Source organism: Belliella alkalica (genome assembly GCF_022549785.1).
Lineage (GTDB): Bacteria > Bacteroidota > Bacteroidia > Cytophagales > Cyclobacteriaceae > Belliella > Belliella alkalica.
Genome location: NZ_JAKZGO010000025.1, coordinates 18,600 through 44,620, shown reverse-complemented (window position 1 = coordinate 44,620; position 26,021 = coordinate 18,600). Strand labels below are relative to the sequence as shown.

21 protein-coding genes and 2 pseudogenes are annotated in these 26,021 nt (G+C 35.8%); 14 read left to right on the top strand and 9 right to left on the bottom strand.

Annotated elements, in window-relative coordinates:
- Positions 1-27 precede the first annotated feature (27 nt).
- The 4 genes from MM213_RS18955 to bglX all read left to right on the top strand — a co-directional run bounded on the left by MM213_RS18955 (position 28) and on the right by bglX (position 6,899).
- On the top strand, positions 28-1,113 hold the full coding sequence (locus tag MM213_RS18955; RefSeq protein WP_241414465.1) for a LamG domain-containing protein: 1,086 nt from the start codon (positions 28-30) through the stop codon (positions 1,111-1,113).
- Between the two features lie 96 nt (positions 1,114-1,209).
- On the top strand, positions 1,210-3,180 hold the full coding sequence (locus tag MM213_RS18950; RefSeq protein WP_241414464.1) for a glucoamylase family protein: 1,971 nt from the start codon (positions 1,210-1,212) through the stop codon (positions 3,178-3,180).
- A 14-nt stretch (positions 3,181-3,194) separates the two neighbouring features.
- Positions 3,195-4,556 (top strand): glucoamylase family protein, encoded by a 1,362-nt coding sequence (locus tag MM213_RS18945; protein WP_241414463.1) that lies wholly within the window; start codon positions 3,195-3,197, stop codon positions 4,554-4,556.
- A 54-nt stretch (positions 4,557-4,610) separates the two neighbouring features.
- Positions 4,611-6,899, top strand: coding sequence for a beta-glucosidase BglX (gene bglX / locus MM213_RS18940; protein ID WP_369413968.1), 2,289 nt, complete (start codon positions 4,611-4,613; stop codon positions 6,897-6,899).
- Positions 6,900-7,023: 124 nt separating this feature from the next.
- On the opposite strand, the gene MM213_RS18935 is transcribed toward bglX, so the two are convergent.
- From MM213_RS18935 to topA, 3 genes are all read right to left on the bottom strand, one after another.
- Entirely contained in the window at positions 7,024-7,719 is a 696-nt protein-coding gene (locus MM213_RS18935) for an SIR2 family NAD-dependent protein deacylase (protein WP_241414462.1), read from the bottom strand.
- Positions 7,716-8,906 carry a carboxypeptidase-like regulatory domain-containing protein gene (locus MM213_RS18930; protein ID WP_241414461.1) on the bottom strand — a complete coding sequence of 397 codons (1,191 nt, stop codon included), beginning with the start codon at positions 8,904-8,906 and terminating at the stop codon, positions 7,716-7,718. The genes MM213_RS18935 and MM213_RS18930 overlap by 4 nt, the downstream gene beginning before the upstream one ends.
- A 119-nt stretch (positions 8,907-9,025) precedes the next feature.
- Entirely contained in the window at positions 9,026-11,344 is a 2,319-nt protein-coding gene (gene topA / locus MM213_RS18925; protein ID WP_241414460.1) for a type I DNA topoisomerase, read from the bottom strand.
- A 155-nt stretch (positions 11,345-11,499) separates the two neighbouring features.
- Between topA and MM213_RS18920 the strand changes: the two genes are divergently transcribed.
- On the top strand, positions 11,500-11,982 hold the full coding sequence (locus MM213_RS18920) for a SixA phosphatase family protein (protein ID WP_241414459.1): 483 nt from the start codon (positions 11,500-11,502) through the stop codon (positions 11,980-11,982).
- Positions 11,983-12,189: 207 nt separating this feature from the next.
- Complete coding sequence (locus MM213_RS18915; protein ID WP_255807028.1) at positions 12,190-13,257, top strand: agmatinase family protein; 1,068 nt, start codon at positions 12,190-12,192, stop codon at positions 13,255-13,257.
- Positions 13,258-13,492: 235 nt separating this feature from the next.
- Here MM213_RS18915 and MM213_RS21085 read toward each other — a convergent pair whose 3' ends face one another.
- The 5 genes and pseudogenes from MM213_RS21085 to MM213_RS18900 form a co-directional block, all read right to left on the bottom strand.
- On the bottom strand, positions 13,493-14,068 hold the full coding sequence (locus MM213_RS21085) for a TonB family protein (RefSeq protein ID WP_439647571.1): 576 nt from the start codon (positions 14,066-14,068) through the stop codon (positions 13,493-13,495).
- A gap of 66 nt (positions 14,069-14,134) precedes the next feature.
- Positions 14,135-14,449 (bottom strand): annotated as a pseudogene (locus MM213_RS21080) (energy transducer TonB); the annotation flags it as partial.
- Between the two features lie 75 nt (positions 14,450-14,524).
- Positions 14,525-16,108: pseudogene (locus MM213_RS21075) on the bottom strand (TonB family protein); the annotation flags it as partial.
- Between the two features lie 349 nt (positions 16,109-16,457).
- Positions 16,458-16,820 carry a BlaI/MecI/CopY family transcriptional regulator gene (locus MM213_RS18905; RefSeq protein ID WP_241414457.1) on the bottom strand — a complete coding sequence of 121 codons (363 nt, stop codon included), beginning with the start codon at positions 16,818-16,820 and terminating at the stop codon, positions 16,458-16,460.
- Between the two features lie 368 nt (positions 16,821-17,188).
- Complete coding sequence (locus tag MM213_RS18900; RefSeq protein ID WP_241414456.1) at positions 17,189-17,938, bottom strand: acyl-CoA desaturase; 750 nt, start codon at positions 17,936-17,938, stop codon at positions 17,189-17,191.
- A 308-nt stretch (positions 17,939-18,246) separates the two neighbouring features.
- On the opposite strand from MM213_RS18900, the gene MM213_RS18895 reads away from it, so the two are divergent.
- Positions 18,247-18,615, top strand: coding sequence for a phage holin family protein (locus MM213_RS18895; protein ID WP_241414455.1), 369 nt, complete (start codon positions 18,247-18,249; stop codon positions 18,613-18,615).
- A 1-nt stretch (position 18,616) separates the two neighbouring features.
- Here MM213_RS18895 and MM213_RS18890 read toward each other — a convergent pair whose 3' ends face one another.
- Positions 18,617-19,054: an AlbA family DNA-binding domain-containing protein gene (locus MM213_RS18890; RefSeq protein ID WP_241414454.1), complete on the bottom strand. Its 438-nt coding sequence runs from the start codon at positions 19,052-19,054 to the stop codon at positions 18,617-18,619.
- 129 nt (positions 19,055-19,183) lie between these two features.
- Between MM213_RS18890 and MM213_RS18885 the strand changes: the two genes are divergently transcribed.
- The 7 genes from MM213_RS18885 (at position 19,184) to MM213_RS18855 (ending at position 25,943) form a co-directional block, all read left to right on the top strand.
- On the top strand, positions 19,184-19,756 hold the full coding sequence (locus MM213_RS18885) for a hypothetical protein (protein WP_241414453.1): 573 nt from the start codon (positions 19,184-19,186) through the stop codon (positions 19,754-19,756).
- 60 nt (positions 19,757-19,816) lie between these two features.
- A complete protein-coding gene (locus MM213_RS18880; protein WP_241414452.1) occupies positions 19,817-20,719 on the top strand; it encodes a histone deacetylase family protein in 903 nt (300 codons plus the stop codon).
- A 223-nt stretch (positions 20,720-20,942) separates the two neighbouring features.
- On the top strand, positions 20,943-21,557 hold the full coding sequence (locus tag MM213_RS18875) for an OmpH/Skp family outer membrane protein (protein ID WP_241414451.1): 615 nt from the start codon (positions 20,943-20,945) through the stop codon (positions 21,555-21,557).
- Between the two features lie 217 nt (positions 21,558-21,774).
- Positions 21,775-22,746: a deoxyhypusine synthase family protein gene (locus tag MM213_RS18870; RefSeq protein ID WP_241414450.1), complete on the top strand. Its 972-nt coding sequence runs from the start codon at positions 21,775-21,777 to the stop codon at positions 22,744-22,746.
- 16 nt (positions 22,747-22,762) lie between these two features.
- Positions 22,763-24,454: an OmpA family protein gene (locus MM213_RS18865; RefSeq protein WP_241414449.1), complete on the top strand. Its 1,692-nt coding sequence runs from the start codon at positions 22,763-22,765 to the stop codon at positions 24,452-24,454.
- A gap of 12 nt (positions 24,455-24,466) precedes the next feature.
- On the top strand, positions 24,467-24,982 hold the full coding sequence (locus MM213_RS18860) for an acyl-CoA thioesterase (RefSeq protein ID WP_241414448.1): 516 nt from the start codon (positions 24,467-24,469) through the stop codon (positions 24,980-24,982).
- 367 nt (positions 24,983-25,349) lie between these two features.
- Entirely contained in the window at positions 25,350-25,943 is a 594-nt protein-coding gene (locus MM213_RS18855) for a DUF3244 domain-containing protein (protein ID WP_241414447.1), read from the top strand.
- Positions 25,944-26,021: the final 78 nt, after the last annotated feature.

Here is a 26,021-nt window from a genome sequence, read left to right as displayed (position 1 = left end):
TGATTGAAAAACCTAAAGAAACTAAAAATGAAAAAATTAAATATATATCTAATTGCATTGGGTTTGATAGCCTTTGGATGCGATGGAACATACACAGATGATATCGTACCCGTAGCTCCTGGTTCTGATGAGGCAGCTCCTACAGTAGTGATAAATTTCCCTCTAGAAGGAACCCAGATCAGAGTTCCTGATGAAACAACTACATTAAATATCAATTTTGTGGTGTCTGACGATATCGAAATAGAATCAGTAGTAGTAAGATTAAATGGAACAGAAATCCTTCAGGTTAGTGAATTTCTTGATTATAGAAGATTTGTAAAAACTTTTGTCCATGAGCAATTGGGAAATGGGAATCATGTACTTGTGATCGAAGCAAAAGATCTTTCAGGGAAATCCACCACAGAAACTGTTAACTTCGAAAAAGTAGAGCCATATTCGCCAGTTTATGACAATGAAGTTTTCTACCTTCCATTTGATGGTGATTACCTTGAGCTAGTAAGTGTAGAAGAAGCAACGATCGTCGGGTCTCCAGGTTTTGCTACAGCTGGTGTCGTAGGAAGAGCGTATCAAGGTAGTAGCAGTGGTTATTTGACACTTCCTACCACTGGTCTTACTAATGACGAGTTCTCAGCTGTGTTTTGGTACAAAGTTAATCCTAGTCCTGATAGAGCAGGTATTTTGGTGATGGGGCCACCAGATCCAAATAATCCTACCAACCAAAATTTTAGAAATCATGGATTTAGATTGTTTAGGGAAGCAGCAGGGTCTATGCAAAGGATAAAATTGAATGTTGGAAATGGTTCTGGCGACAACTGGTTTGACGGTGGAGCGGCAGCAGATATTGACCCAAGCAAAAATGAATGGGTACACATCGCTTTTTCAATTTCAGGTTCAAATGTAGCTGTCTACTTAGATGGTGAGGTCGTAAGCCAAGGTTCTTTTTCAGGAATTGATTGGACAGGATGTGATCTTTTGTCGGTAGGTTCAGGGGCTCCGAGATTTTCAGAGTGGGGACACCTTTCTACACAAAGTTTGATAGATGAATTGAGAATATTCAATAAGGCATTGACACAAACTGAGATTCAAACTATAATTGAAGCTGAGAAGCCATAATGAATAATTAATTCTCTAATTTTGACATACAGGGAGGGTTTGGTGTGTCCAGATCCTCCCTTAATTAATTGCAAATCACCTCACCCTTAATATGTCATGAATATTTCAAAATTTTACCTGCCATTATTTATTCTTCTTCTTTTTTCATGTAAAGAAAATAAGGAATTACCAAATATTATCCTTACCGACTTTCTAATCGATAATAGTACTCCAATAGTAAACAGTTTAGTTTACCAAGATATTCCACTTGATAAACCTTTAGTTTTTCGTTTTTCAGGGGCAATAGATGCTGCTTCGACACAAAACAACATCAAATTGTCTGTAATGGGTCAATCTGCTTTTGAAGATGTAAATTTTTCATTAAGCCTTGTATCAAATAATAGAGAAATCATTATATATCCAGACGGCTTATTGCAGCAAAACTCTATTTATAGAATTGAATTTGTGGGATTAAAAGGTACTAATGGAGAGCTTGTTTCTCATACTGAGATAACTTTTCAAACGATAAAAAGTGGAGTGGAAATAGAGTCTATTGATCTTTTTGGATCAAAAAGGACTAGCTCAGGTAAGTATATAGATGCATATACGTCTTCTATAATAGTAGCAAGGTTTTCAAGTGTTATAGACAAGAATCAAAATTTTGAAAACATCTTTAAAATAGAAGGTAACTCAAGTGTTAAGTTAGAGGTTGAATCAATAAATGAGGTTTTTGTTTTTTTAAAGCCTACAACACCTCTAGATTATTTTGCAAAATATCAATTCATCATTGAACCTGGGCTGAAAAGTGAAGATGGAGATTTAAAAGAAAGGGTAGTAATTGATTTTTATACAAGAGCGTCGGAGGAGGATGTTTTTCCAAGATTACCTATAGATGATTTGTTGACTAAAGTCCAAGAGCAAACTTTTAGGTATTTTTGGGATTTTGCTCATCCAAATAGTGGCATGGCTCGAGAGAGAAATACTTCTGGCAATTTGGTGACTGTAGGTGGTTCAGGGTTTGGTGTGATGGCTATTTTGGTGGGTATTGAGAGAGGTTTTATTAGCAGGCAGCAAGGGATAGAAAGGATTTCCAAGATTGTAAACTTTTTGGATAATGCCGATAGATTTCATGGAGCATGGTCACATTGGATAGATGGAAATACAGGCAGAGCTTTACCCTTCTCGGAATTCGATAATGGAGGAGATTTGGTAGAAACAGCATTGATGATTCAAGGCTTACTCACAGCAAGGCAGTATTTGGACGATTCGAACCCTTTGGAAAAAGCAATACAAGAAAAGATTACAAAAATATGGGAAGAAGTGGAGTGGAGCTGGTATACTAGAGGAAATCAAGATGTGCTTTATTGGCATTGGTCTCCAGAGCATCAATGGGCGATGGACCTGAGGATTTCTGGATATAATGAATCACTTATTACCTACGTCCTTGCAGCTGCTTCACCTACATATCCAATTAGCAAACGAGTTTATGATTCAGGTTGGGCTAGAAATGGCTCAATGCGAAACGGAAATAGATTTTACAATGTAGAATTACCACTGGGGGAAGATTTTGGAGGCCCAATGTTCTTTTCTCATTATTCATTTTTAGGGCTAGATCCAAGGAATCTATCAGATCAGTATGCTGATTATTGGAAACAAAGCAAGCATCATACATACATCAACAGAATGTATTCCATAACTAATCCTTTGGATTATGCTGGGTATAATGAAAACTCTTGGGGACTCACGGCTAGTGATAATCATGAAGGATATTCTGCACATTCACCATTGAACGACAGAGGAGTGATTACCCCAACTGCTGCACTTTCTTCTATGCCATACCTACCTACGGAATCCATTAAAGCACTCGAGTTTTTTTACTACAAAGTAGGAAATAAGCTTTGGGGTGATTATGGTTTTTATGATGCCTTTAACCTGACAGAAAATTGGTTTGCAGATTCTTACCTGGCAATAGATCAAGGGCCAATTATATTGATGATAGAAAATTATAGGACAGCCTTGCTTTGGGATTTGTTCATGAAAGATGAAGAAGTCAAAGCAGGTTTAGATAAATTGAATTTTAGTTATTAAATCACCCAAACAAAATGAAGAAATTAAGTTTAGCAATACTATCAATTTTATTTTTTGCGGCTTCTTGCAATCAAAAGAATAAAAAGCAAGAAATGACTGACCTTGAATCAACAAGAATTTCCGATGATTCATTAATGACTTTAGTTCAATACCGTACTTTCCAATATTTCTGGGAAGGTGCAGAGCCAACATCTGGTTTGGCAAGGGAAAGGATTCACATGGATGGGGAGTATCCTGAAAACGATCAAAATGTAGTGACTACAGGTGGTTCTGGATTTGGTATCATGGCTATTTTGGTTGGTATTGAGAGAGGTTTTATCACTCGAAAAGAAGGATTTGATAGATTAAATCATATCGTAGATTATTTGGGAAAAGCCGATAGGTTTCACGGAATTTGGTCTCACTGGATACATGGTGAGACAGGTAAAGTCAAGCCTTTTGGAGCGAATGATGATGGAGGGGATGTTGTAGAATCTGCATTTTTGATTCAGGGATTGTTGACAGTTAGGCAGTATTTCCAAGATGGAAATGAAGAAGAAAAGACAATGGCCAATAAAATTACGCAACTCTACGAGGAGATGGAGTGGTCATGGTACAAAGCCAAAGATGAAAATGTTTTGCTATGGCATTGGTCTCCAAATATTGAATTCAAAATGAATCATGGATTGCGAGGATATGATGAAACGATGATAGCCTATGTTCTTGCAGCTTCTTCACCAACATACACAATCGACTCAATATTGTATCATGAAGGATGGGCGAGAAAAGGAGCTATTAAAAAAGAAACAGAGCCCTATGGACATCTATTGGAATTGAAGCATAATGGTGCTGAAGAGTTGGGTGGTCCGATGTTCTGGGCACATTATTCTTTTTTGGCTTTGGATCCTAGAGGACTAAAAGATCAATATGCAGACTATTGGAGGCATAATGTAAACCACACTTTGGCAAATCGTGCATGGTGCATCGAGAATCCAAATGGTTATGAAGGCTATGGTTCAAATTCTTGGGGATTGACAGCGAGCTATTCTGTCAATGGATATGCTGCACATGCACCCGGAGAAAATAAAGACAAAGGGGTTATTTCTCCTACAGCTGCACTTTCTTCATTTCCATATACACCTGAGCCCAGTATGGAAGCGATGCGGTTTTGGTATGAAGAATATGGAGAAAAGTTGTTTGGAAAATATGGTTTCTATGATGCATTTAGCGAAACAGAAGATTGGTTTCCTCAAAGGTATCTGGCTATTGACCAAGGACCAATAGTGGTAATGATAGAGAACCACCGTACTGGTTTGCTTTGGGATTTGTTTATGTCGTCACCTGAAATCAAAGTTGGATTGGGAAAATTAGGGTTTGAAAGTCCAAACCTGAAATGACCGAGTAAAAATGCGAAAGGATAAAATTGAGGATCTCAGAAAAATAATACAATTATGATGAAAAAATATGCAGTGTTCCTTTTAGTACTTGGAGGTATATTCAGTTCTTGTTCGAATGTTGCCAATAATCAGGAAGATTACTATTCCTCGAGAGCAGATTCCGTTCTATCACTGATGACCTTGGAAGAAAAGTTGGGTCAATTGAATTTACCAGCAGCTGGAGATATTACCACAGGACAAGCAGAAAGCTCCAATATAGCCGAAAAGATCAAACAGGGTAAAGTAGGAGGATTATTCAACTTGAAATCCGCTTCAAAAATCAGAGAAGTGCAAAGAATAGCAGTTGAGGAAAGTAGATTGAAGATTCCATTGCTATTTGGGATGGATGTGATCCATGGATATGAGACGTTGTTTCCAATCCCTTTGGGTTTATCAAGTTCTTGGGATATGGAATTGGTAGAGAAAAGTGCTAGAATAGCTGCTATAGAAGCAAGTGCGGATGGGATCAATTGGACATTTTCACCTATGGTAGATGTATCTAGAGATCCACGATGGGGGCGAGTATCTGAAGGAAATGGTGAAGATCCCTTTCTTGGTGCCCAAATAGCCAAAGCAATGATTAAAGGTTACCAAGGTGATGACTTGACTTTAGAGAATACCATCATGGCATGTGTGAAGCATTTCGCTTTGTATGGAGCTCCAGAAGCTGGCAGAGATTATAACTCAGTAGACATGAGCAGACAGCGGATGTTCAATGAATATTTTTTGCCATACAAAGCTGCTGTAGAAGCTGGTGTTGGTACTGTGATGACTTCTTTCAACGATATAGATGGTATTCCAGCCAGTGGCAACAAATGGTTGATGACAGACTTACTAAGAGATCAGTGGGGCTTCAATGGATTTGTAGTCACAGACTACACTGCAATCAATGAAATGATAGATCATGGTATGGGAAATCTGAAGGAAGTATCAGCGATGGCTCTAAAAGCCGGGGTTGAAATGGATATGGTTGGGGAAGGATTTTTGACGACTTTGGAGAAATCACTGGAAGAAGGCAAGGTCTCTCAAAACCAAATTGATGAAGCGGTGCGGAGAATTTTGATAGCAAAGTTCAAACTTGGGCTTTTTGAAGATCCTTACAAGTATGCCGATCCAGAAAGATCAAAAAGAGATGTGTTCAATGCTGAACATAGAAAAACAGCAAGGGAAATTGCTTCTCAAACATTCGTATTACTAAAAAATGAGAATAATATTCTTCCTATCAAAAGAGAAAGTACCATTGCTCTCATTGGTCCTATGGCCGACAATAAAGAAAATATGGCAGGAACTTGGAGTGTAGCAGGGAATTTTGAAAAAGCGATTTCCCTGAGAGAAGGACTTGAGAATGCAGTTGAAGACAAAGCAAAAGTAGTCTATGCAAGGGGTTCAAATATTACTTCTGATTCTGTTTTGGAATCTAGGGTAAGTATTTTTGGGAAACCTACCTATCGCGACGATAGGCCAGAAGAAGAAATGATCAAAGAAGCTCTTGCAGCAGCAAAGAACGCAGATGTTATAATTGCTGCTATGGGCGAGTCTGCCGAAATGAGCGGTGAGGCATCAAGTCGATCGGATATAGAAATTCCTGAAAACCAAAGAAATCTTATGAAAGCTTTGTTGAAAACGGGTAAGCCAGTGATCATGGTGATGTTTACAGGTAGGCCTTTGGCGATCAAATGGGAATCTGAAAATGTACCGGCTATCTTGAATGTATGGTTTGCAGGAAGTGAAGCAGGTGATGCGATTGCTGATGTCCTCTTTGGAGATGTAAACCCATCTGGGAAATTGACTGCCACATTTCCGCAGAATGTAGGTCAAGTACCTATTTTTTATAACCACAAAAATACTGGTCGTCCATTGCCGGAAGGAGAGTGGTTCCAAAAGTTTAGGTCAAATTATCTAGATGTTTCCAATGACCCTCTATATCCATTTGGTTTTGGATTGAGCTATACCTCATTCGATTATAGTGATATCAAATTAAGCGCAGCAGATCTTGAAGGTGAGCAAAAGTTAACTGCTAGTATTGAATTGAAGAATACTGGAGAATTTGATGGTGCAGAAGTAGTGCAGCTCTATGTGCGCGACTTGGTGGGCTCAATAACACGCCCAGTAAAAGAATTGAAGGGATTCCAAAAAGTCAAGTTAAAGGCAGGAGAATCAAAAACCATTACTTTTGAGCTGACAAAAGAAGATTTAAAATTCTATAATTACGATATAGATTTTGTCTTTGAACCAGGTGAATTTGAGATCATGATTGGTGGAAATTCTAGAGACGTCAAATCTGCAAAGATAAATTGGAAATAGGGTTTAAAACTAAAAAAGGTGGATCAAGCTTGATCCACCTTTTTTAGTTTTTCCTCTTCAATTTCAAATATTGGAAACCTTCTTATCCTTTTATCCAAAATTGGTTTTATCATTGAATTCAACATCAAGTGTATTTTCCAACAATCTCCTTGGCCATTTTTTTCGTTCCCACAGAAGCAAGACCTTCAATAGGATAGAGCTTATGGATGTTACCAACATCTGGGATTTTTACATCAATGATATATTTTATGCTTGATTTTGGAGCATATTGAAGCAAGCCAGCAGCTGGATACACAAGAAGCGATGTTCCTATCACCGCAAAAATATCAGCATCGCTTACGATGTCGATGGCTGGCTCTATCATCGGTACCATCTCCCCAAACCAAACTATAAAAGGTCTCAATTGGCTTCCTTTCTCACATTTATCTCCAATCTTTAATTCCCAACTATCCATTTCATATACCAATGAAGGATCCATACTACTTTGGGATTTGAACAACTCCCCGTGGAGGTGGATTACTTTGCTTGAGCCAGCTTTCTCGTGTAAATTGTCTACGTTTTGAGTGATGATCGTGACATCAAAGTATTTCTCCAGCATGGCCAATTCCAAATGGGCTTCATTCGGCGTTGCATTCAGTGCCTGCTTTCTTCTTTGGTTATAAAAATCCAAGACTAATCCCCGATCTTTCCTCCAGCCTTCTGGGGAAGCTACATCCATGACATTATGACCCTCCCAAAGACCATTACTGTCGCGAAAGGTTGCTATTCCACTTTCAGCAGATATTCCGGCACCTGTAAGTACCACTAATTTCTTTTTCATTTTGAATCGTTTGGATAATAGTCTAATGGTAGCATATCACCAATTTTAACCCATCCCATATACCCTTCAAACAAGAGGTCATAAGGAGGCGAAAAGCTCCCGTTTTCGTAAATTTCTATTTTCCCATTTATAAAATGGATCAAACTTTCTTGGTTGGTTAATTTGTTTGCATTAGGATAATTTTGGTCCGGCTTAGCTTTTTGATAGATAACTTGAAGATAATCCTCAAACTTCAAAATCTTTTTTCCATCTTCAGATTCTTCTATGAAGTTACTCAAATCAATGGGCTTTTCATCTAAGGTATCAATTGTCTTGGGTAATTTTTTCAGTCTTGCATATTCCTCAAAAGTATAAGGAGTCGGACGTCCTAGCCTGAAGTTCTCTGCCACAGCGTTCAGCTCCTCTTCATCAGGTCTGTTAATATTTGGTATCTTCCTTAGCCTTCTTACCAAGAAGCCTTCTTCTTCAACCTTATTTTGATAAACAGCTCTCAGAAAGTGCATCGAGCTCCCAAAGTACGCGGTTTCTCTATTTTTTTCTACTTGTTTTTGTTTTCTCCGAGAAAGGGTAGAGTCAGATGTAAAAAGGGCATAACCTCCATAAAAAACCCTAAAATTTGATTTTGAATATTCAAAACTCTGCAAAATGTATTTAATCCTGTAGCCCAAGTTGATATTTTCAATCTCTATAGCTTCATTAGCTTTTGCTAATAGCGTTCTCGGAATAGATTGGTCATCCAAAATAAGCTTGGTAGGGTTTTTAAGAGTTGTCTTGAATGAATTCGAACTTGTACCAATAAAATACCTTTTGAAGATTTCTAGATTACTGTACCAAGCTTTGTCTCTAACTGAATTTACTTCCAATTCAGATAACTCCATATCATCTGCTACTAATTGAAACCGATATAATCTTTTTTGAATATCATTGTGGTCAAACTCAAAATTCAAAGTCAAAAAACCCAATGTTTTGATAATCAATTCATGCTTTCCATCAGGGATATCCAGTGTAAACTTTCCAACAGAATCACTTACAGTACCAATACTCGTATTTGTCAAAAATACCATTGCATAAGGAATTGGTGTTAGGTTTTCAGCATTTTCAACAATTCCTTTCAACGTTATTTGGCAATAGGAAATCGAAAAATTAAAGAAAAATAGGACAGTAAGTAATGCTCTTGTAAATTTCATAAGCCGAAATGGATTGACTTTCTAATTGTTTACGAAATCTCTTTTGCCAAAGATGATAAAATGTAGCACTTAGTTCCAATCAATTCAAAAAAAAAGCAGGAAATAAATCCTGCTTTCAATTACTTTTTCTTGGTAAACCTACCTTTTTTCTTTTCAGGTTGATTTTCTATAATTTCAATAGTTTCGGCATAGCTCAATTCAGCAGCTTCTTTATCCTTAGGGATTTTGAAGTTGTTTTTACCAAACTTGATATAGGGACCCCATCGACCATTGAGAATTTGGATTTCATCATTTTCTTCAAAGGTTTTGATATGTTTCTCTGCATCAGCTTTCCTTTTGTCTTTGATAAGTTGAATAGCTTCGTCCTCAGTAATACTCAAAGGATCGTATTCTTTTCCTAGTGATACAAATTTACTGTCATGTCTTAGATAAGGTCCAAATCTTCCTATTGCGGCTACAATTTTCTTTTCTTCAAATTGACCAACATCTCTGGGTAACTTGAACAATTCCAATGCATCTTCTAAAGTGATATTCTCTATAAACTGTCCTTTCTTAAGACTGGCAAATTGTTTTTCTTCATCCTCTTGATCACCAATCTGTACCAATGGTCCAAATTTCCCGAGCCTTGCAATGATCATTTTTCCAGTTTTTGGATCGATACCAATTTCCCTAGAACTATTGACATCAGCTCTTGCCACATTTGCTGTTTCTTCTACTCTTGTATGAAATGCTCCGTAGAAGTTTTGGATCATATCTTCCCAATTCTGATTTCCATGGGCGATTTCATCAAATTCTTTTTCTACTCTTGCTGTGAAGGTAAAATCAATCACATTTGGGAAATGTTCTACCAAGAAGTCATTTACGACCATAGCGATATTGGTCGGAAATAATTTATTCTTGTCAGCCCCTGCAATTTCAATTTTGTTTTCCTTCTTAAATTCGCCCTTTGCAATTTTCATTTCTACATACTTCCGTTCATTTCCATCACGTGATTCTTTGATCACATAATTTCTCTTTTGAATAGTAGATATGGTTGGAGCATAAGTAGATGGTCTACCGATACCCATTTCTTCTAATTTCTTCACCAAGGAAGCTTCTGTATATCTTGGAGCGGGTCTTGTAAATGTCTCCCTTCCTTTCATTTCGATCAATCCCAGATTCTGACCAACAGTCAATGGAGGCAATAGGCCTTTTTCCGTGCTTTCTTCATCATCCGGCTCTTCGTCGGTACTTTCAAGGTATACTTTAAGAAATCCTTCAAACTTGATCACTTCACCGCTTGCAGACAGTGTCTGAGGCATTGTAGAAATGGCAATGCTTACATTGGTTTTTTCAAGGATTGCATCGGCCATTTGGGAGGCAATAGCTCTTTTCCAGATGAGTTCATATAGACGCTGTTCGTTTCTATCTCCGGATGTGTCGTGCTTAGAGAAATCCGTTGGTCGAATAGCTTCGTGAGCTTCTTGCGCACCTTCGGATTTTGTGGTGTATTTTCTCGATTTATGGAATTCCGAACCATATGCCGAAGTGATTTCATTTTTGGCGGCTGTCATTGCATCATCCGAAAGGTTGGTGCTATCAGTCCTCATGTAAGTAATCTTTCCAGCCTCATAGAGCTTCTGTGCTACAGACATGGTTTGTGCCACAGAAAAACTCAATTTTCTACTTGCCTCTTGTTGTAGGGTAGAGGTAGTAAATGGTGCTGCAGGGGTCTTTTTACCTGGCTTTTTCTCTAAACTATTGATGCTAAAGTCTGCACCAATACATTTCTTTAGAAATTCTTCAGCCTCCTCTTGGGTGTCAAATTTTTTGGGAAGTTCTGCAGAAAGCGTTTTTCCTTCCACATCAAAAAGCGCAGTGATTTTGAAGGAAGATTTCGTGCTGAATTTCTCTACTTCTCTTTCTCTTTCTACAATCAGCCTAACGGCTACTGATTGAACTCTACCAGCAGATAGACCTGCTTTGATTTTCTTCCAAAGAATAGGTGATAATTCAAAACCAACCAACCTGTCCAAAATTCTCCTTGCTTGCTGTGCATTGACCAAGTCATAATCAATAGTCCTCGGGTTTTCAATGGCTTTTGTAATTGCATTTTTGGTGATTTCTCTGAACACAATCCTCTTGCTGTTGTCATCTTTCAACTTGAGAACTTCTTTTAAGTGCCAGCTAATGGCTTCTCCTTCGCGGTCATCATCACTTGCTAGGTAAATCATTTCTGATTCCTTCACAAGTTTTTTCAATTGTTTGATCACTTCCTTTTTATCGGCAGTGACCTCATAAGTTGGTTTGAATTTATTTTGAATGTCTATTGCTTTGTCACCTTTTGGTAAATCTCGTACGTGACCATAACTGGAAGCTACCTTGAAATCTTTTCCCAAGTAGCCTTCTATCGTCTTTGCTTTGGCAGGTGACTCTACTATCACTAAATTTTTTGACATATTTTCTATATATTTATGAATAGAGTCTTTTCAAAAGATCCATTTAAATCCTAAAAATAGATGTGATTACATTCTATTCCAAATTATGAAAGATACTATCTTAGAATTGGCATGATTATTTCAAGTGTTTTGATAGCTAAAAAAGTAATTAATTTATGCGTAAAAGTAAAATTTTAGTTGTCTTAAGGCACGGAGAGGCCGATTTTACTTTTGGAAATGGTACTGATTTCCAAAGAGAATTAAATCAAAATGGGGTGGATCAATTATCCCGTATCAAGAAGCTTTTTGGTAAAGCATCTATCAAATTGGATAAAATCATCGCAAGTGCTTCTGTAAGGACCACACAAACTGCTGAGATTATGGCCGCTGAATTAGATAAAGATATCATTGAGTATTCTGGCGAAATCTATGAAGCAGAATCATCGATTTTGTTAGATGTAATTTCAAAAGTAAGTGATGATGTGGAAAATCTGATGATCATTGGACATAACCCTGGAGTGAGTGCTTTGGTCTCTTCCATTGCGGATCAAGGCTACTTAAATATGCAGCCAGGAATGTTGGTTATTATTGAGCTGTCGGTCAGTCAATGGAAGCATGTAGGGATTGGTACTGGGATTGTTAGAGAAGTAATGCAATAAAAAGACAGGTATCATTGATTGTATGAACTCAATTTTTGTTTTTTTCCATTTATAGACATAATGGAACAATTACTTATAAAAACTACTTATATATAAAGTATTCTTTAATTCTCAATGATCATAAACTTATCTTAACATTCCTGAATTGTTGCAAAAAGTAGGGAAATCATAAGTGTTATCTTTAAAAATAAATATAAAAATTATAATATGTCTATTAAACATCAGATCATCGATAGTTTTGATCCAAATGGAGTGAGTTCACACAATTCACTTTTTGGATTACCTTTTGATGAAAACACCGCAGAATTGATCATTATTCCAGTTCCATGGGAAGTAACAGTATCATATTCTTCCGGTACAGCAGCAGGTCCAGAAGCAGTGTTCGATGCTTCCCTTCAAGTTGATCTTTTTCAAGATGATATAAAGGATGCTTGGAAAATGGGTATTCACATGCTTCCAATTCCTCAGGAAATGATTAATACCAGTTCTAATTATAGAATCTTGGCTAAAAATTATATCGACTGGTTGGAAAAAGGATCTCCAGAAGAGGATCTAGAACGATTTGCTGCCGTTCCTGACTTGATAAACAAGGCTTGTGCCGAAATGAATGAATGGGTATATGAACAAGCAAAAAAATATAGAGCACTTGGGAAAATGGTTGCTTTGTTGGGTGGTGATCATAGTACACCTTTAGGTTTGATTAAAGCGCTGGCTGAAGATCATGTTAATTTTGGGGTTCTCCAAATTGATGCACATGCAGACCTAAGGGTGGCTTATGAAAATTTTGAATACTCACATGCTTCCATTGCTTACAATGCCTTGAAGCTGCCTCAAATAAGCAAATTAGTACAAGTAGGGATTAGAGATTATTGCGAATCCGAATATATAATGGCCAAGGAAAATAATAGGATCACTACTTTTTACGATAAAGAACTTAAAAAGGAATCTTATGAAGGTAAAGCATGGAAAATTATTTGTGATGAAATAGTGGATCAGTTACCCGATGAAGTATATGTTACCATCGATATAGATGGATTTGATCCGAAGCTTTGTCCTCATACAGGTACACCAGTGGCTGGAGGTTTTGAACTTGAGCAAGTGATGTATTTGATGAAAGAGTTGGTGAAATCTGGTAAGAAAATTATTGGTTTTGACTTAGTGGAAGTGGCACCTGGTCCAGAAGGAGATGAATGGGATGGGAACGTAGGCGCTAGAATTCTTTATAGAATGGCCAATCTTTATGGTGCATCGCAGGGAAGATTAGACTTGAAATAAAAAGTTTTAATTATTCTTAATCACATTGTTATGCATATTTGTTGTAAATGATCACGCTGATAATCGTTATTTACCACATACGGAACAAGGGTTATTAGTCGATTAGTTATTAGTGCATCAATTGCCTTCAAAGACACAACTTTGATTGCCTATTGATGTGGAAGCTGATAAACATATAAAAAAAGTCCTCACTTTTTTGTGAGGACTTTTACTTTTAGAAATCAGCGGGTTTAAGTTATTTTTCTTTAGTTTCTATATAAACAATCCCTTTTTTTGAATCTTCACCAAACTTTATCAATTCATCATAACTTGGAGATTTCACGATATTCATTTTCTTAATACTAGAAACCTCTAGCTTATTCAAATATTCCATATCTCTTATTTTGCCATCCAGAACATAGATTGGATTGAATTTTTTGTTAGTTGGGACTGTACTTAATTTTGCAAAAGTGGTCGAACGCATCTTATCATACTCAAAGTCATTGATCACTTTTTGAGCGTTAGCTTTTCCTGTATTGCCATAACCTACTACGACAATTTCATTTTTCATCCCTGCTCGAGACCTAGATTCACTATTTACATCACCAAGTCTAAATGTTATAGGAAGGATTGTTTTGAAGCTATTGCCATTCGAAGGAACATTCCAAGATGGGGAAGAAGTATTGACAACTCTATTAACTTCTTCGTCTATTTCTTTACTTACTCCTTTTACTATCTCTGTTTTTGAGATTTTCCCTTTTGAATCTAATTCTAGTTGAACAAGCACAGTTCCTGTATTCCCATTTTTTCTTGCTTCTGTTGGGAATTTAATATTTTTGGTGACATGTGTGTTAAAAGCATTAGTAGGCGCAACTTCTTTTGATACTGCGGAAGATTTGCCCAGGTTAAAGCGAATAGGAAGTCTCATCCTAACATCAACTAATTTCCCATCTTGCATTCCAGGGTTCCACTTTGGTGCATTTTTAACAACTCTTATTGCTTCTTCATCACAACCAGCACCAATTCCTCTCAAAACTTCTACTTCTCCAATTGAGCCATCTTTTCCAACCACAAAAACCAAATAAACAGTACCTTCTACACCTTGCTCTTTAGCGTAATTTGGGTATTTTAAGTTTTCTGATAAATACTGATTCCAACCTTCCATTTGACCTTGGGGTGATGGAGGCGTATCTACTTTATCATATGCACCATCTTTAAAAACAACGACCTCACCAACTTGATCTTTTGAAGGTGTCGTAGCATTTTTACCTTCATTTTTAAATCGAATCGGAAGTCTCATTCTTACATTGACTTCTTTACCTCTTTGTTTGCCAGGCTCCCAAGCTGGTGATGCTTTGACTACTCTTACTGCTTCTGCATCTATTGTTGGACTTACTCCTCTCAAAACATCCACTTCACTTATAGATCCATCTTTATTTACTTCGAATACAACATAAACTGTCCCTTCTTCACCATTTGCTTTGGCTACTTCTGGATACTTTAGATTCGATTTCAAATATTCATTCCAGCCCTCCATGCCTCCTTGAGGATTAGGTGCCGTCTCTACTACGTCAAAAACAGTATCATCATTGATGATTCTATTTCTCACCATTTGATTGGGAATTTCAATCACTTGAGGAAAAAAATATAAGTCTTCTTTGTTTTCAGCTAGTTTTGGTGGGATAGACATTTTGATCTGTGTACTGTGTACCACATCTACTTTCTCTCCTTTGTATTCACCCGCAGACCATGTAGGCATATCTTCACTTGTCAACATATCAATAACCTTTTTGTCCACGCCACCACCGATGCTCTTTCTGATTATCGGGTTGATTAACTTGCCTTCTGATGTGATAATATATTCCACTTCAAAAGAAGATACTAAGCCAAGTTCTTTTTCCTTCTCCGGCAAAAATCCTGAAATAGCTTTTGATAAGTCTTCATACCAGTTTTCTTCCCCTTTTGATGGTGCAGGTTTTACAGAAACCTGATCATAGGTTTTAACAGGTCCATAGTTTTTGGTGATTCTAGAATTCCCTCTTAATGAATTGATCAGACTCCTTACTTTAATGTATTCTTCATCTGAGGATATATCTGAAAATTCATACATCAATTCACCTAATTGTGCAGTCAGTTTGTCACCTTCAAGTGCACCAATAAGCTCATAATGTGTAGGGTTCTTGATTTTTTTAACTTTTATTGCTACTTCTAATGAATCTTGTGATGCTGTGAGCTGCTCTTTTATAAATTCTATTTTTTGTGTGTTTGTGCTAAACAGCTCGTTTAATCCCACTTTGGTTTTCATTGAAACCAATGCCAATAACATCAAGGTTAGTGGTAAAATCATTACCATTTTAAACCTATTTGGTTTTTTTGAGTTTTTCATCATTAAAATTCTTTTAAGGGTTGTTGATCTAATAAAATAGTTACCAATAGGAAGATCCATTCCCTTAAATGCAATTTTCACGATTAATTTCGGGTAGTTTTCTTTGTTTGCAGTTTGTTTTAAAACGTTTTCATCAGCTAGGTATTCGTGCACATCGACAAGTGCTGAGCGCATCAAGTGTATTGCTGGATTGAACCAAAATACAACACTCATGATTTGGTAATATAAAATATCCCAAGAGTGCCCTTGCCTTATATGTTCTATTTCATGTTTGATTATTTGATCTTTTTCTTCATGACTCAAATCTTGTGTTTCATCCCAGTACAATTCATTGAAATAGGAGAAAATTGGAGCGAGACCAAATGTCGGAATCAGAAAATATTTTTCTTTAAGTTTAAAAATTGTCTGATACCAACCTTTCTCTTTTAAGAGTCTTAGTTGTATAAATTGCCAGAATAACTTAATAGCCAGAAAAGAAAAGATCATTAAGTAAAAAATAATAAAATAATCCTTGAATTCTAAAAGCATAGGAAGCTTAGTACTTTGGACAGTAACCTCTGGCAATCCATAAAAACCAGCAACGTCTTCGGACACTTGCTCTAAAGAAAGTGCCCGAAAAAGTTGTGATTGCTCTAATGATATATCTGGTTTGTAAAAACTTACTGGTATTGTTACTAAAGGAAACAGCAGTCCCAAAATAGGGGTGATCAATAAATAGACCCTAGTAAAAACAAAGACCTTTTCATTTCTAAGAAATACCCAATATATTCCAAAGAAAAAGAAAAGACAGAAAGTACTTTGCCAGATATAATCAAGTAGAACGGCCATAGGAAGGTTACTTTACATCTTCTTTGACCTCATTCATTATTTTTTCAAGTTCCTTGATATTTAAGTTTTCATCTTTAGCAAAGAAAGATGCCATTTTTGTAAATGATCCACCGAAATAACCTGAAAGCAAATTCTTGATTGAGTGACTTCTGTACTCGTCTTTCGTCACGATTGGATAGTATTCATGCGACTTCCCATAAGCTTTGTGTTGTACAAAACCTTTTCTTTCAAGGATACGGATAATTGTGGAAACTGTGTTGTATGCTGGCTTAGGCTCAGTCATTCTTTCTAATAGATCTTTTACGAATCCTTTTTCGGCTTCCCACAGAATTTGCATCACTTGCTCTTCTGCTCTTGTTAGATTTCTCATAATATGTGTTTAAGTTTAAATTACGCTTCAAATTATTCACTTAGTTTCGAAAAAGCAAATATTAGAGAACGAATCTTTTCTATTGGTATCTATAAAATTAGTAATAAAAACTTAGGTAAAAAACAAAAATATTAGTTATTTTGGTATTACCACAAAAAAAGAGTCATTTTTCATGACTCTTTCTATTTAAGCATATATTAATTATGATAATCGTCAAAAGACACTATTAAATGAATTCTCACTTGAAATCATTCGGATAATCTGCGACTGTTGACTTTCGACTGCCAATAGCGCCTGAATTCAAGGTATGTACCTAATGATACATTGGTACTTTGTGATTGCTGATATACAATGGGATTAAATGATTGTTATGTAGTTCTTAGCTTTATAATCCCACTTGCATGCAAAAGTTTTACAATAGGATAGGTTGGATCAAACTCGTACCATTTTACAGCAAAATTTGGTCTGTTTGGTAATTTATGATGATTATTTTGGAACAACTCACCTAACATCAAAACATCAAGCAATAAGCTATTTTTGGATTTGTCATTATTATCAAAGTTTGCGTAGCCATACTTATGACCACTCCAATTGACAATTGCACCATGTACTGGTCCCATCATCAAGTGTATTGGTAATAAGAAGTACATCCACCAATGTGTTCCTGCAAGTTCAAACACGGAAATTGAAAGGACATAAATTAGGATATAAACCAAAGCCCAGCCAACTCTTGCAATCATGGAATCTGCAAATAAATCAAACTTGTTCCAATCTGGAACATCTTTGGAAAATCTTTCTTCAGGTTTTAGTTTGAAACTGAAATAGTCATTGTAGATATTCTTTGTTTTCCACATCATTGTGAACAAGTTCTCAGTATGATGGGGACTATGTGGATCTTTAGGAGTGTCACTGTATGCATGATGCATTCTGTGAAGGATGGCATAAGCTCTTGGAGAAAGATAGCTGCTACCTTGAGTGATCCAAGTAAACATGTAGAAGAATTTTTCCCAATATTTAGACATAGAAAACATCTGATGGGCAGCATATCTGTGAAGAAAGAAACTTTGGCAAAACAAAGAGAAATACCAGTGCAATAGGAAGAATATTATTAAAATCACTTTTTATGGTTATTTTGATTATTGCCGTAAAGATAAAGCCTAATTTTTACAATTATATTTAGAATGTTATTTTTCTTCATTTATTGCCAAAAATCAATTTCTTAATTACCTTCATTGTAATCAGGTAGGTTTGGGTACAATTCATCTTGCTTTGGTTAATTATTAATTTTCGACCAGCCAAAGTCAACAGTTTGAAAAAAATTACTTTGAGATAGAATTATTAATGCTAGCAGCAGTCAGTATATTTCTTTTATCAAATTTAGGCTATATTAGTGTTGTTATATTTTAAAATTATAAATCTATTTACTATGAGCAAAGCTTCTGAAACTTGGGGTATCTTAGTTCAAATATTATTGGGAGGACTAGCTGTGTTGATTACAAGTTATTTACTTCCTGGTGTGAGCGTAGATGACTTTCTTACGGGGATTGTCATCGCAGCACTTATAGCACTCTTGAATATTACAGTGAAACCTATTCTAATTATCCTCACAATTCCCATTACAATCGTCACTTTGGGACTGTTCTTGATCGTAATAAATGCTCTTTTGATTTTGCTTGCAGCCAAAATAGTCCCAGGTTTTGTAGTAGATGGTTTTTGGTGGGCAGTTTTATTCGGGTTAATTCTCGGTTTGATCAACTCACTTCTTGGTGTTTCTTTAGGGGCCAAGCAAGCTTAAGTTATTCAAAAGATACATCAGGAAAGTTACTGTCGCCTTGCCTGATGTATTTTATCTTTTTCCCAGTTTTTGATTTTAAAAAATGTGTCATCTTGGACTTTTTAATTTTGATTAGGAGTATATATAAAGATTCATCTAGTTTTTCGTCCTCCAAAAAATCCACCTCATATACTTGACTTTCGAAATTAACCTTTGGTTCACAATATTCATTGGCAGCCTTTTCTACCATATACAATTCCTCTTCGGGATCTATTCCCCGTATTAGCTTTTGATCATTTATTCCAATTGCTATGTTTCCCCCTTTTGTATTAGCAAAAGCAACTAGTGTTTTGGCAAATTTCAAACTGTCTGAAATGTTCAATTTAAAATCAAATTCATCAGTTTCTTTTTGTTTATTAAGACTTTTGACAAAATCAGGATCATTTAATGGAAAAAGCATTTTTTTTTTCGATTATATGGTTGTATTTTAAATACTTAAATTTATATTGAATTACGATATCAAAAAAATACTTTCAAATTACCCCTTAAGATTGTAAGTTGTCAAAAATAAATAAAGATTTTTAAAAACATGAATTATCTAAACGAAGGATTTGATCCAGAAATAATAGAGGCACTCAAAAAGGAGCTTGAATCTTCCAAAAAATCATTTAAAATGATAGAAGGAGAGGAGGAGAACACAGAAGATTTTGTAAACTTTCTATTTGTAGGCTTTTTTGAAGGCAAAGAAGTTATTTATGATGCTGCACTTTATACCTTGAGACTGCATCACTCTTCTGAGGTATACGAACTTGCAGAGCATGAAGCAGCCAAAAAATTTCCAAATTTTAAAGGGATTAAGTATGAAGAGGATGAAAATGGGAATTTGAAACCACTTTCAAGTGAAGAAGAAGAAATAGGATGGTTTATAACAGAAATCATCATGGACATCGAGGAGGAGGAGACTGTAAAAGTTCAAGAATTTATCGACATAGATACTCATCATGACTACGGTATCGGGCTGGATGCTGCTTTGAATGTAGAATACATTGATGAAGCTGTAATTGAAAAATTTATCCGCGAATTCAATGATGATAGTATCAAGCTTGATGATACTCATTATTCATTTCAATCTGCCGAAGAGGATTATGAAGAGGAAGATTAATTCTGATTATATTTCTAACAAAATTTTAATTCGCTTGTTATATGACAAGCGTTTTTTATTATGTTGAAAATTGCCCATTCTCCTATATATGCACACCCACTTCCACAAGGCCACAGGTTTCCGATGGAAAAGTATGAACTGCTTCCTGAGCAATTACTTTATGAAGGTACGGTAAATACAAGTAATTTTTTTGAACCTGGTATTCTGGATGAAAAATGGATCATCAATACCCACGATTACAACTATTTCACCAAGCTGAAAGATCTTTCTCTTACAAAATCCGAGATCAGAAAAACAGGTTTTCCATTAAGTTCTGAACTGGTAAATCGAGAAATCCATATTATGGATGGTTCAGTTCAAGCAGCGTTGTTTGCTTTAGATTTTGGTATTGCAATGAACATTGCGGGGGGAACACACCATTCATTTGTAGACAGGGGTGAAGGTTTTTGCCTATTGAATGATATTGCAATTTCAGCAAATTATCTCCTTGAAAATGAACTGGCAAAAAAAGTTTTGGTGGTTGATTTGGATGTGCATCAAGGAAATGGAACCGCTCAGATTTTTGAAAACAATGAAAAGGTTTTTACTTTCAGTATGCATGGAGCTTCTAATTACCCAATGCATAAAGAGAAGTCAGATTTGGATATAGGGTTACCAGATAAGATTGATGATGCTACATATTTAAAAATTCTAGTTGATAATTTATATCCTTTGCTAGATACAGTTCAGCCTGATTATATTATTTATCAATGCGGTGTAGATGTGTTGGAGTCTGATAAGTTGGGAAGATTGGCTTTGACAATACAAGGATGTAAAGAACGTGATAGAATGGTTTTGGAATTGGCAAAATTGAATAAAATACCAATCATGTGTTGTATGGGAGGAGGGTATTCTCCGAAAATTTCTGATATAATCGAAGCGCATGCAAATACTTATAGGTTGGCTCAGGAAGTGTTTTTTTGAAGTATAAAAACAAATACAAAGTTCTATTTATGAAATTTTCCCCAAAAAAAATTCTATAGTACGGAGAATATGGACTACCACTATTTGTCAATAAGTTACAGGGTTTTGTGTAATTGATCTCACATAGATTTAACTCAAATTAACAATTAGAGATTCGATAATAATTTGAACAAACAATACTTTGTTTATATTTGCGCCAAGTACAAATTATAAGCAAACAAACGTGAAAAAATTATCGAAAGTATTGGGTGTTCTAGGATTTGCAACAATTGTATTCTCCTCCTGCAATAATTCAGGTACCACCCCGGAATCAAACCCGAGTACAGAAGAAAGCTCTGAAGTAAGTATTTCAGACCTTAAAATCGCATATATCCTTACAGATAGTGTTATAGCCAATTATGATTTCTTCAAAGAGCAATCTGGCCAAATCACCGAAAAAGGTAAAAAATTCGAAACTGAATTGGGAAGTAGAGCTAGAGGGTTCGAACAAGAAGTTGCTAATTTTGAGCAAACTGCAGGTTCAATGACTCCAAATCAAGCTCGAGCAAAGCAGGAAGATTTGATGAAAAAAGAAAGAAACCTTGTGTCTTACAGAGATAATTTGATGCAAGAACTTCAGACTGACGAATCAAAACTATACAGCGATGTAATCGACGAGATCCAAGAATATTTGACTGAATATGCTGAAGCAAATGATCTTGAAATGATCCTGTCTTATACAAGAGGTGGTGCTGTGTGGTATTCAAAAAAATCCCTGGATATTACAGATAAGGTTACAAAAGGATTGAATGAGAAATTCATTGCTAAAAAGAACCAACCAGCGACTCCAGCTAAATAATAAGTCAAATTAAGCACATTATAAAAAAAGCCCAGTCGACTGGGCTTTTTTTGTGTCGTTTAAATTGATAATTTTGTGATCTGAAAAAATCAGAGTCAAAATTGATGAATTCTAGCATTTATTGAGACTTTCATTTTAAGATACACCAAATTACTATCGGAAGGGGGCTTTTAATGCAAGAGACTTCATTCATTACGGAAAAACAAAACATTTACTTATGAAAATAACTGAGTTTTTAAAACATAATTACAGGCACTTCAATGCTGCTGCATTAATTGACGCTGCGGAAGGTTACAAAACCCACCTTGATAATAATGGGAAAATGATGATCACTTTAGCTGGAGCAATGTCAACAGCTGAATTAGGGATATCTTTGGCAGAAATGATTCGTCAAGACAAGGTACAAATTATCACTTGTACAGGTGCTAACTTGGAAGAAGATGTTTTCAATCTTGTTGCCCATGATTATTATGAGAGAATTCCAAATTATAGGGATCTATCTCCAGAGCAGGAGAATGACTTGCTCGCTAGACATATGAATAGAGTGACTGACACTTGTATTCCTGAGATGGAAGCTATGAGAAGGATAGAAGATGTTATTTTGGAAGAATGGGTCAAAGCTGATCAAGCTGGAGAAGCGTTTTTTCCACATGAGTTTTTTTACAAAATTCTTCTTTCAGGAAAATTGGATAAATCATTCCAAATAGATCCAAAAAACAGCTGGCTTTTGGAAGCAGCTAAGAAAAACCTTCCTATCATTGTTCCAGGATGGGAAGATTCTACACTAGGCAACATGTATGCGGGTCATGTAATTTCAGGTGATATAAAAGATGTACACACTGTCAAAGGTGGTATTCAATACATGATGTATTTGGCAGATTGGTACACCAATAACGCTAAGGAAGATAGTACTGTAGGTTTCTTCCAAATTGGCGGTGGGATCGCAGGAGATTTTCCAATTTGTGTTGTTCCTATGCTTCATCAGGATCTTCAAAGAGACAGTATTCCACTTTGGGGTTACTTCTGTCAAATCTCAGATTCGACAACTTCTTATGGGTCTTATTCTGGCGCCGTTCCAAATGAAAAGATTACCTGGGGTAAACTTGGGATCGATACACCAAAATATATCATAGAATCTGATGCCACTATCGTCGCACCATTGGTGTTTGCGATAGTTTTGGATCAATAATTGATAAAAATCAATTATGATGAATATTGATTTTAAGTATAATATAATAAAGGCAAGTGGGTTTCTCCTGCTTGCTTTTTCATTTACCTCAATTGCTAATTCTCAAAGTATTTCTTCTTTGAAGAATCTTAATTCTCCTTATGATGAGCAACATCCCGTTATCTCTCCAACAGAGGAGATTTTTTATTCAGTAGGCTATCATCCTGCTAATTTGGGAGGAGAAACAGACTTTGGAGATATATGGATGACAAAAAAATCACCTAATGGGGGCTGGGGAGAACCTATTCATGTCAAAAGTTTATCCACTACTGGAAATGATGTGGTTGTAGGTTTCCCGGATGCCCTGACAGTCTATGTTTACCATAGCGGAAGCGGAAATGGGAAAAGGCAAGGAATTCACCAATATTCAAGATTTGGATCTGAGTGGAATTATGTCAGACCTTTGGAAATGGGCAATTTCAGAAATCAAGGTTCCCATTTTAGCGGGAGACTCAGCCAAGACCATTCGGTAATCATCATGTCAATGAATTCATTTGGTACATATGGAAATGAAGATATTTATGTTTCCAAACAAATTCGGGAAGGAAATTGGACATCTCCACAGAATTTGGGAACTGACATAAATACCTTTTCACAAGAATTGACGCCTTCTCTTTCTAAGGATTTGAAGACTTTATATTTTTCCACAAATTCGAACACGTCCAATTCTGGAAGAAATATATATACTTCCCGAAGATTGGATGATAGTTGGGAGAATTGGTCTAAACCTATTCAAGTGGAAAAAGTGAATTCATCTGGTGCCGAATTGAGTTATGTTGTGTTTGAGGATTTGGGGAATATAGCTTTTTATACATCAACCCAAAATTCCGAAGGTTTTGGAGACCTAATGATGGTAGTTCACCAAGAAGAAGAGAAATCTGTAGAAGAAGCACTTGCAATTATCGAAACGAATGAAGATGCTCAAAATGAAATAGTAGAGGTAGTCGAAGAAACAAAAGTTGAAATCAAAAATGAGAATTCTGTTTCTATTTCTGCTGAAGTAGTAAAAGAAGCTCCCGTAGAAGTGATAGAAGAGATGATTGATTCTGCATTGGTCAATGCTAACAAAACTAATGCGACCGAATACATTGTTTTGGATGCGAATACCCAAGAGGCAATTCCTTTCTTGATCACTTATGCTAACAAACAAGGTGTCAAAAAAACAACAGAAGATATCTATATACTTCAAAATGCCATTGATGACAATTCACTAGATAGATTTGTAGTTTCTGCAAATGGCTACATTCCAAAAGATTTTGGTTTTGAAGAATGGTTGAAATACGATTCTGAATCAATTTTACTGATGCCGGTAAAAGCTGGCGCAAGTATCGTTTTGAACAATATCCAATTTAATAGGGGGACTTCGGACTTTGCTGATGCTAGGTCAATACAATTATTGGATGATTTGGTAGATTTTATGAAATTAAATTCAAGTGTTCGTGTGAGATTAGAAGGGCATACTGATAATGTCGGTGATCCTCAATTGAACAAAGAATTGTCAATGAATAGAGCTTCAAAAATCCGAGGTTATATGACACTCAAAGGAATTGATTTTGAAAGAATCAGGATAGCTGGTTGGGGAGGTTCCAAGCCAATAGCGGATACATCTACCGAAGAAGGAAGAGCCCTGAACAGAAGAGTAGAATTAGTAATAGATAGATTACAATAATTAAGAATTGATATGTTTGAATTGAATCCAGATAAGCATTATCCAAAAGAAACCGAAAGTAGAGTAGTCATTCGCTTCCAAGATTGTGATCCTTTACAGCATTTGAATAACGCCAAATACTTTGATTATTTTTTCAATGCCAGAGAAGATCAAGTACCTAAGTTATATGGTGTAGAAATGATCGATTTTATTCAAAAGTATAAGTCTGCATGGGTAGTTTACAACCACAATATAGCTTATGTTAAGCCCGCAAAGGTTGGGGAATGGGTGAGAATAATGAGTAGAGTTCTTTGGTATAACCAAAATACTGTAGTAGTGGAGTATTACATGACTGACGACAACAAGAATGAATTGAAAACTGTCCTATGGACTACCATGAGATATGTCACTATCAAAGATGGTGTTTCGACAGATCATGCCGGAAGTGTGGCAGATTTCCTAAAAGCCACATCAGAAAATCTGGAAATTTCAAATATGTCTATTGCTGAGCGGGTAAAATTCCTCAAAAAGAAGCTTAAAGAAGATTAAGTTTACCTTACATATGTTCGATTTGATTCAAAACCTGTACGCTACTGTACAGGTTTTTTTTGTCTATTTACTAAAACAATTATTGATGAAATATTTTAAAAATATATTTTTAAAATATTATTAGTTTGATGCAACCTTCATTTAGCTTACTTCCAAGTATTTTTAATAAGTATATGTTCATTTTTGAGACAGTCGAACAGTGTTTTGATTGTTAATGATACAGTTTTTGCAGGATTTTAACCTTTTGGTTTTTAGATAAATAAGTAATTTTTATTCAGGGTTTTTAAAGGAAATTTTTCTTCAATATTCTTGGTACAAATCATGAATAAATCCTGACAGACAACAAAACCAATAAACATATAAAATTATGAAAACTCTCTTAACATTCGCATTAGCATTGAGCCTAAGTACAAGTACTTTCGCAAAAGAAGGAACATCAAATGTAGCTGCATCTTCATATGTAAAAACTGAAGGTAAAATAGTAAAACTTTCACTTGGAGAAGATCTCGGTAAAGTAAGGATGACCATCAAAGATGTGAAAGGAAAAACGCTGTATAGATCTACAATTTTTGTAAAATCTAATGTCATCGTTCCTTTTAATTTATCTGAATTTCCTACTGGCACTTTCAATATAGAAGTCGAAAGCATGGATAAGAGGGATGTGGTTGGAAAAGCGAATTTTGACGTTGAAACAAAAGAGCCAAAAAGAGAAATGGTTCTACCTTTGATGGCATCAGGGAAAATTGTAGATCAAAATAAAGTCAGACTTTCCGTTTATGGCCTAGAAAAACCTGGACTAAAAGTTATGATCAAAGATGAAAATGGAAAATTGATTTTCAAGGAAACTATCAATGAAGAAAATGGATTTATAAAATTCTATAATTTCAAAAATACTTCGGTAAAAGGTAAAGTTATGTTGCTTGAGGATATCAAAGGAAGGCAAAAGACTATCTTGCTTTAAATCTAGTAACGAAAAAAAGTCCCGGTAAAAACTGGGACTTTTTTGCGCGTTAAAATTACACTAGCGGTTCTTTAAACT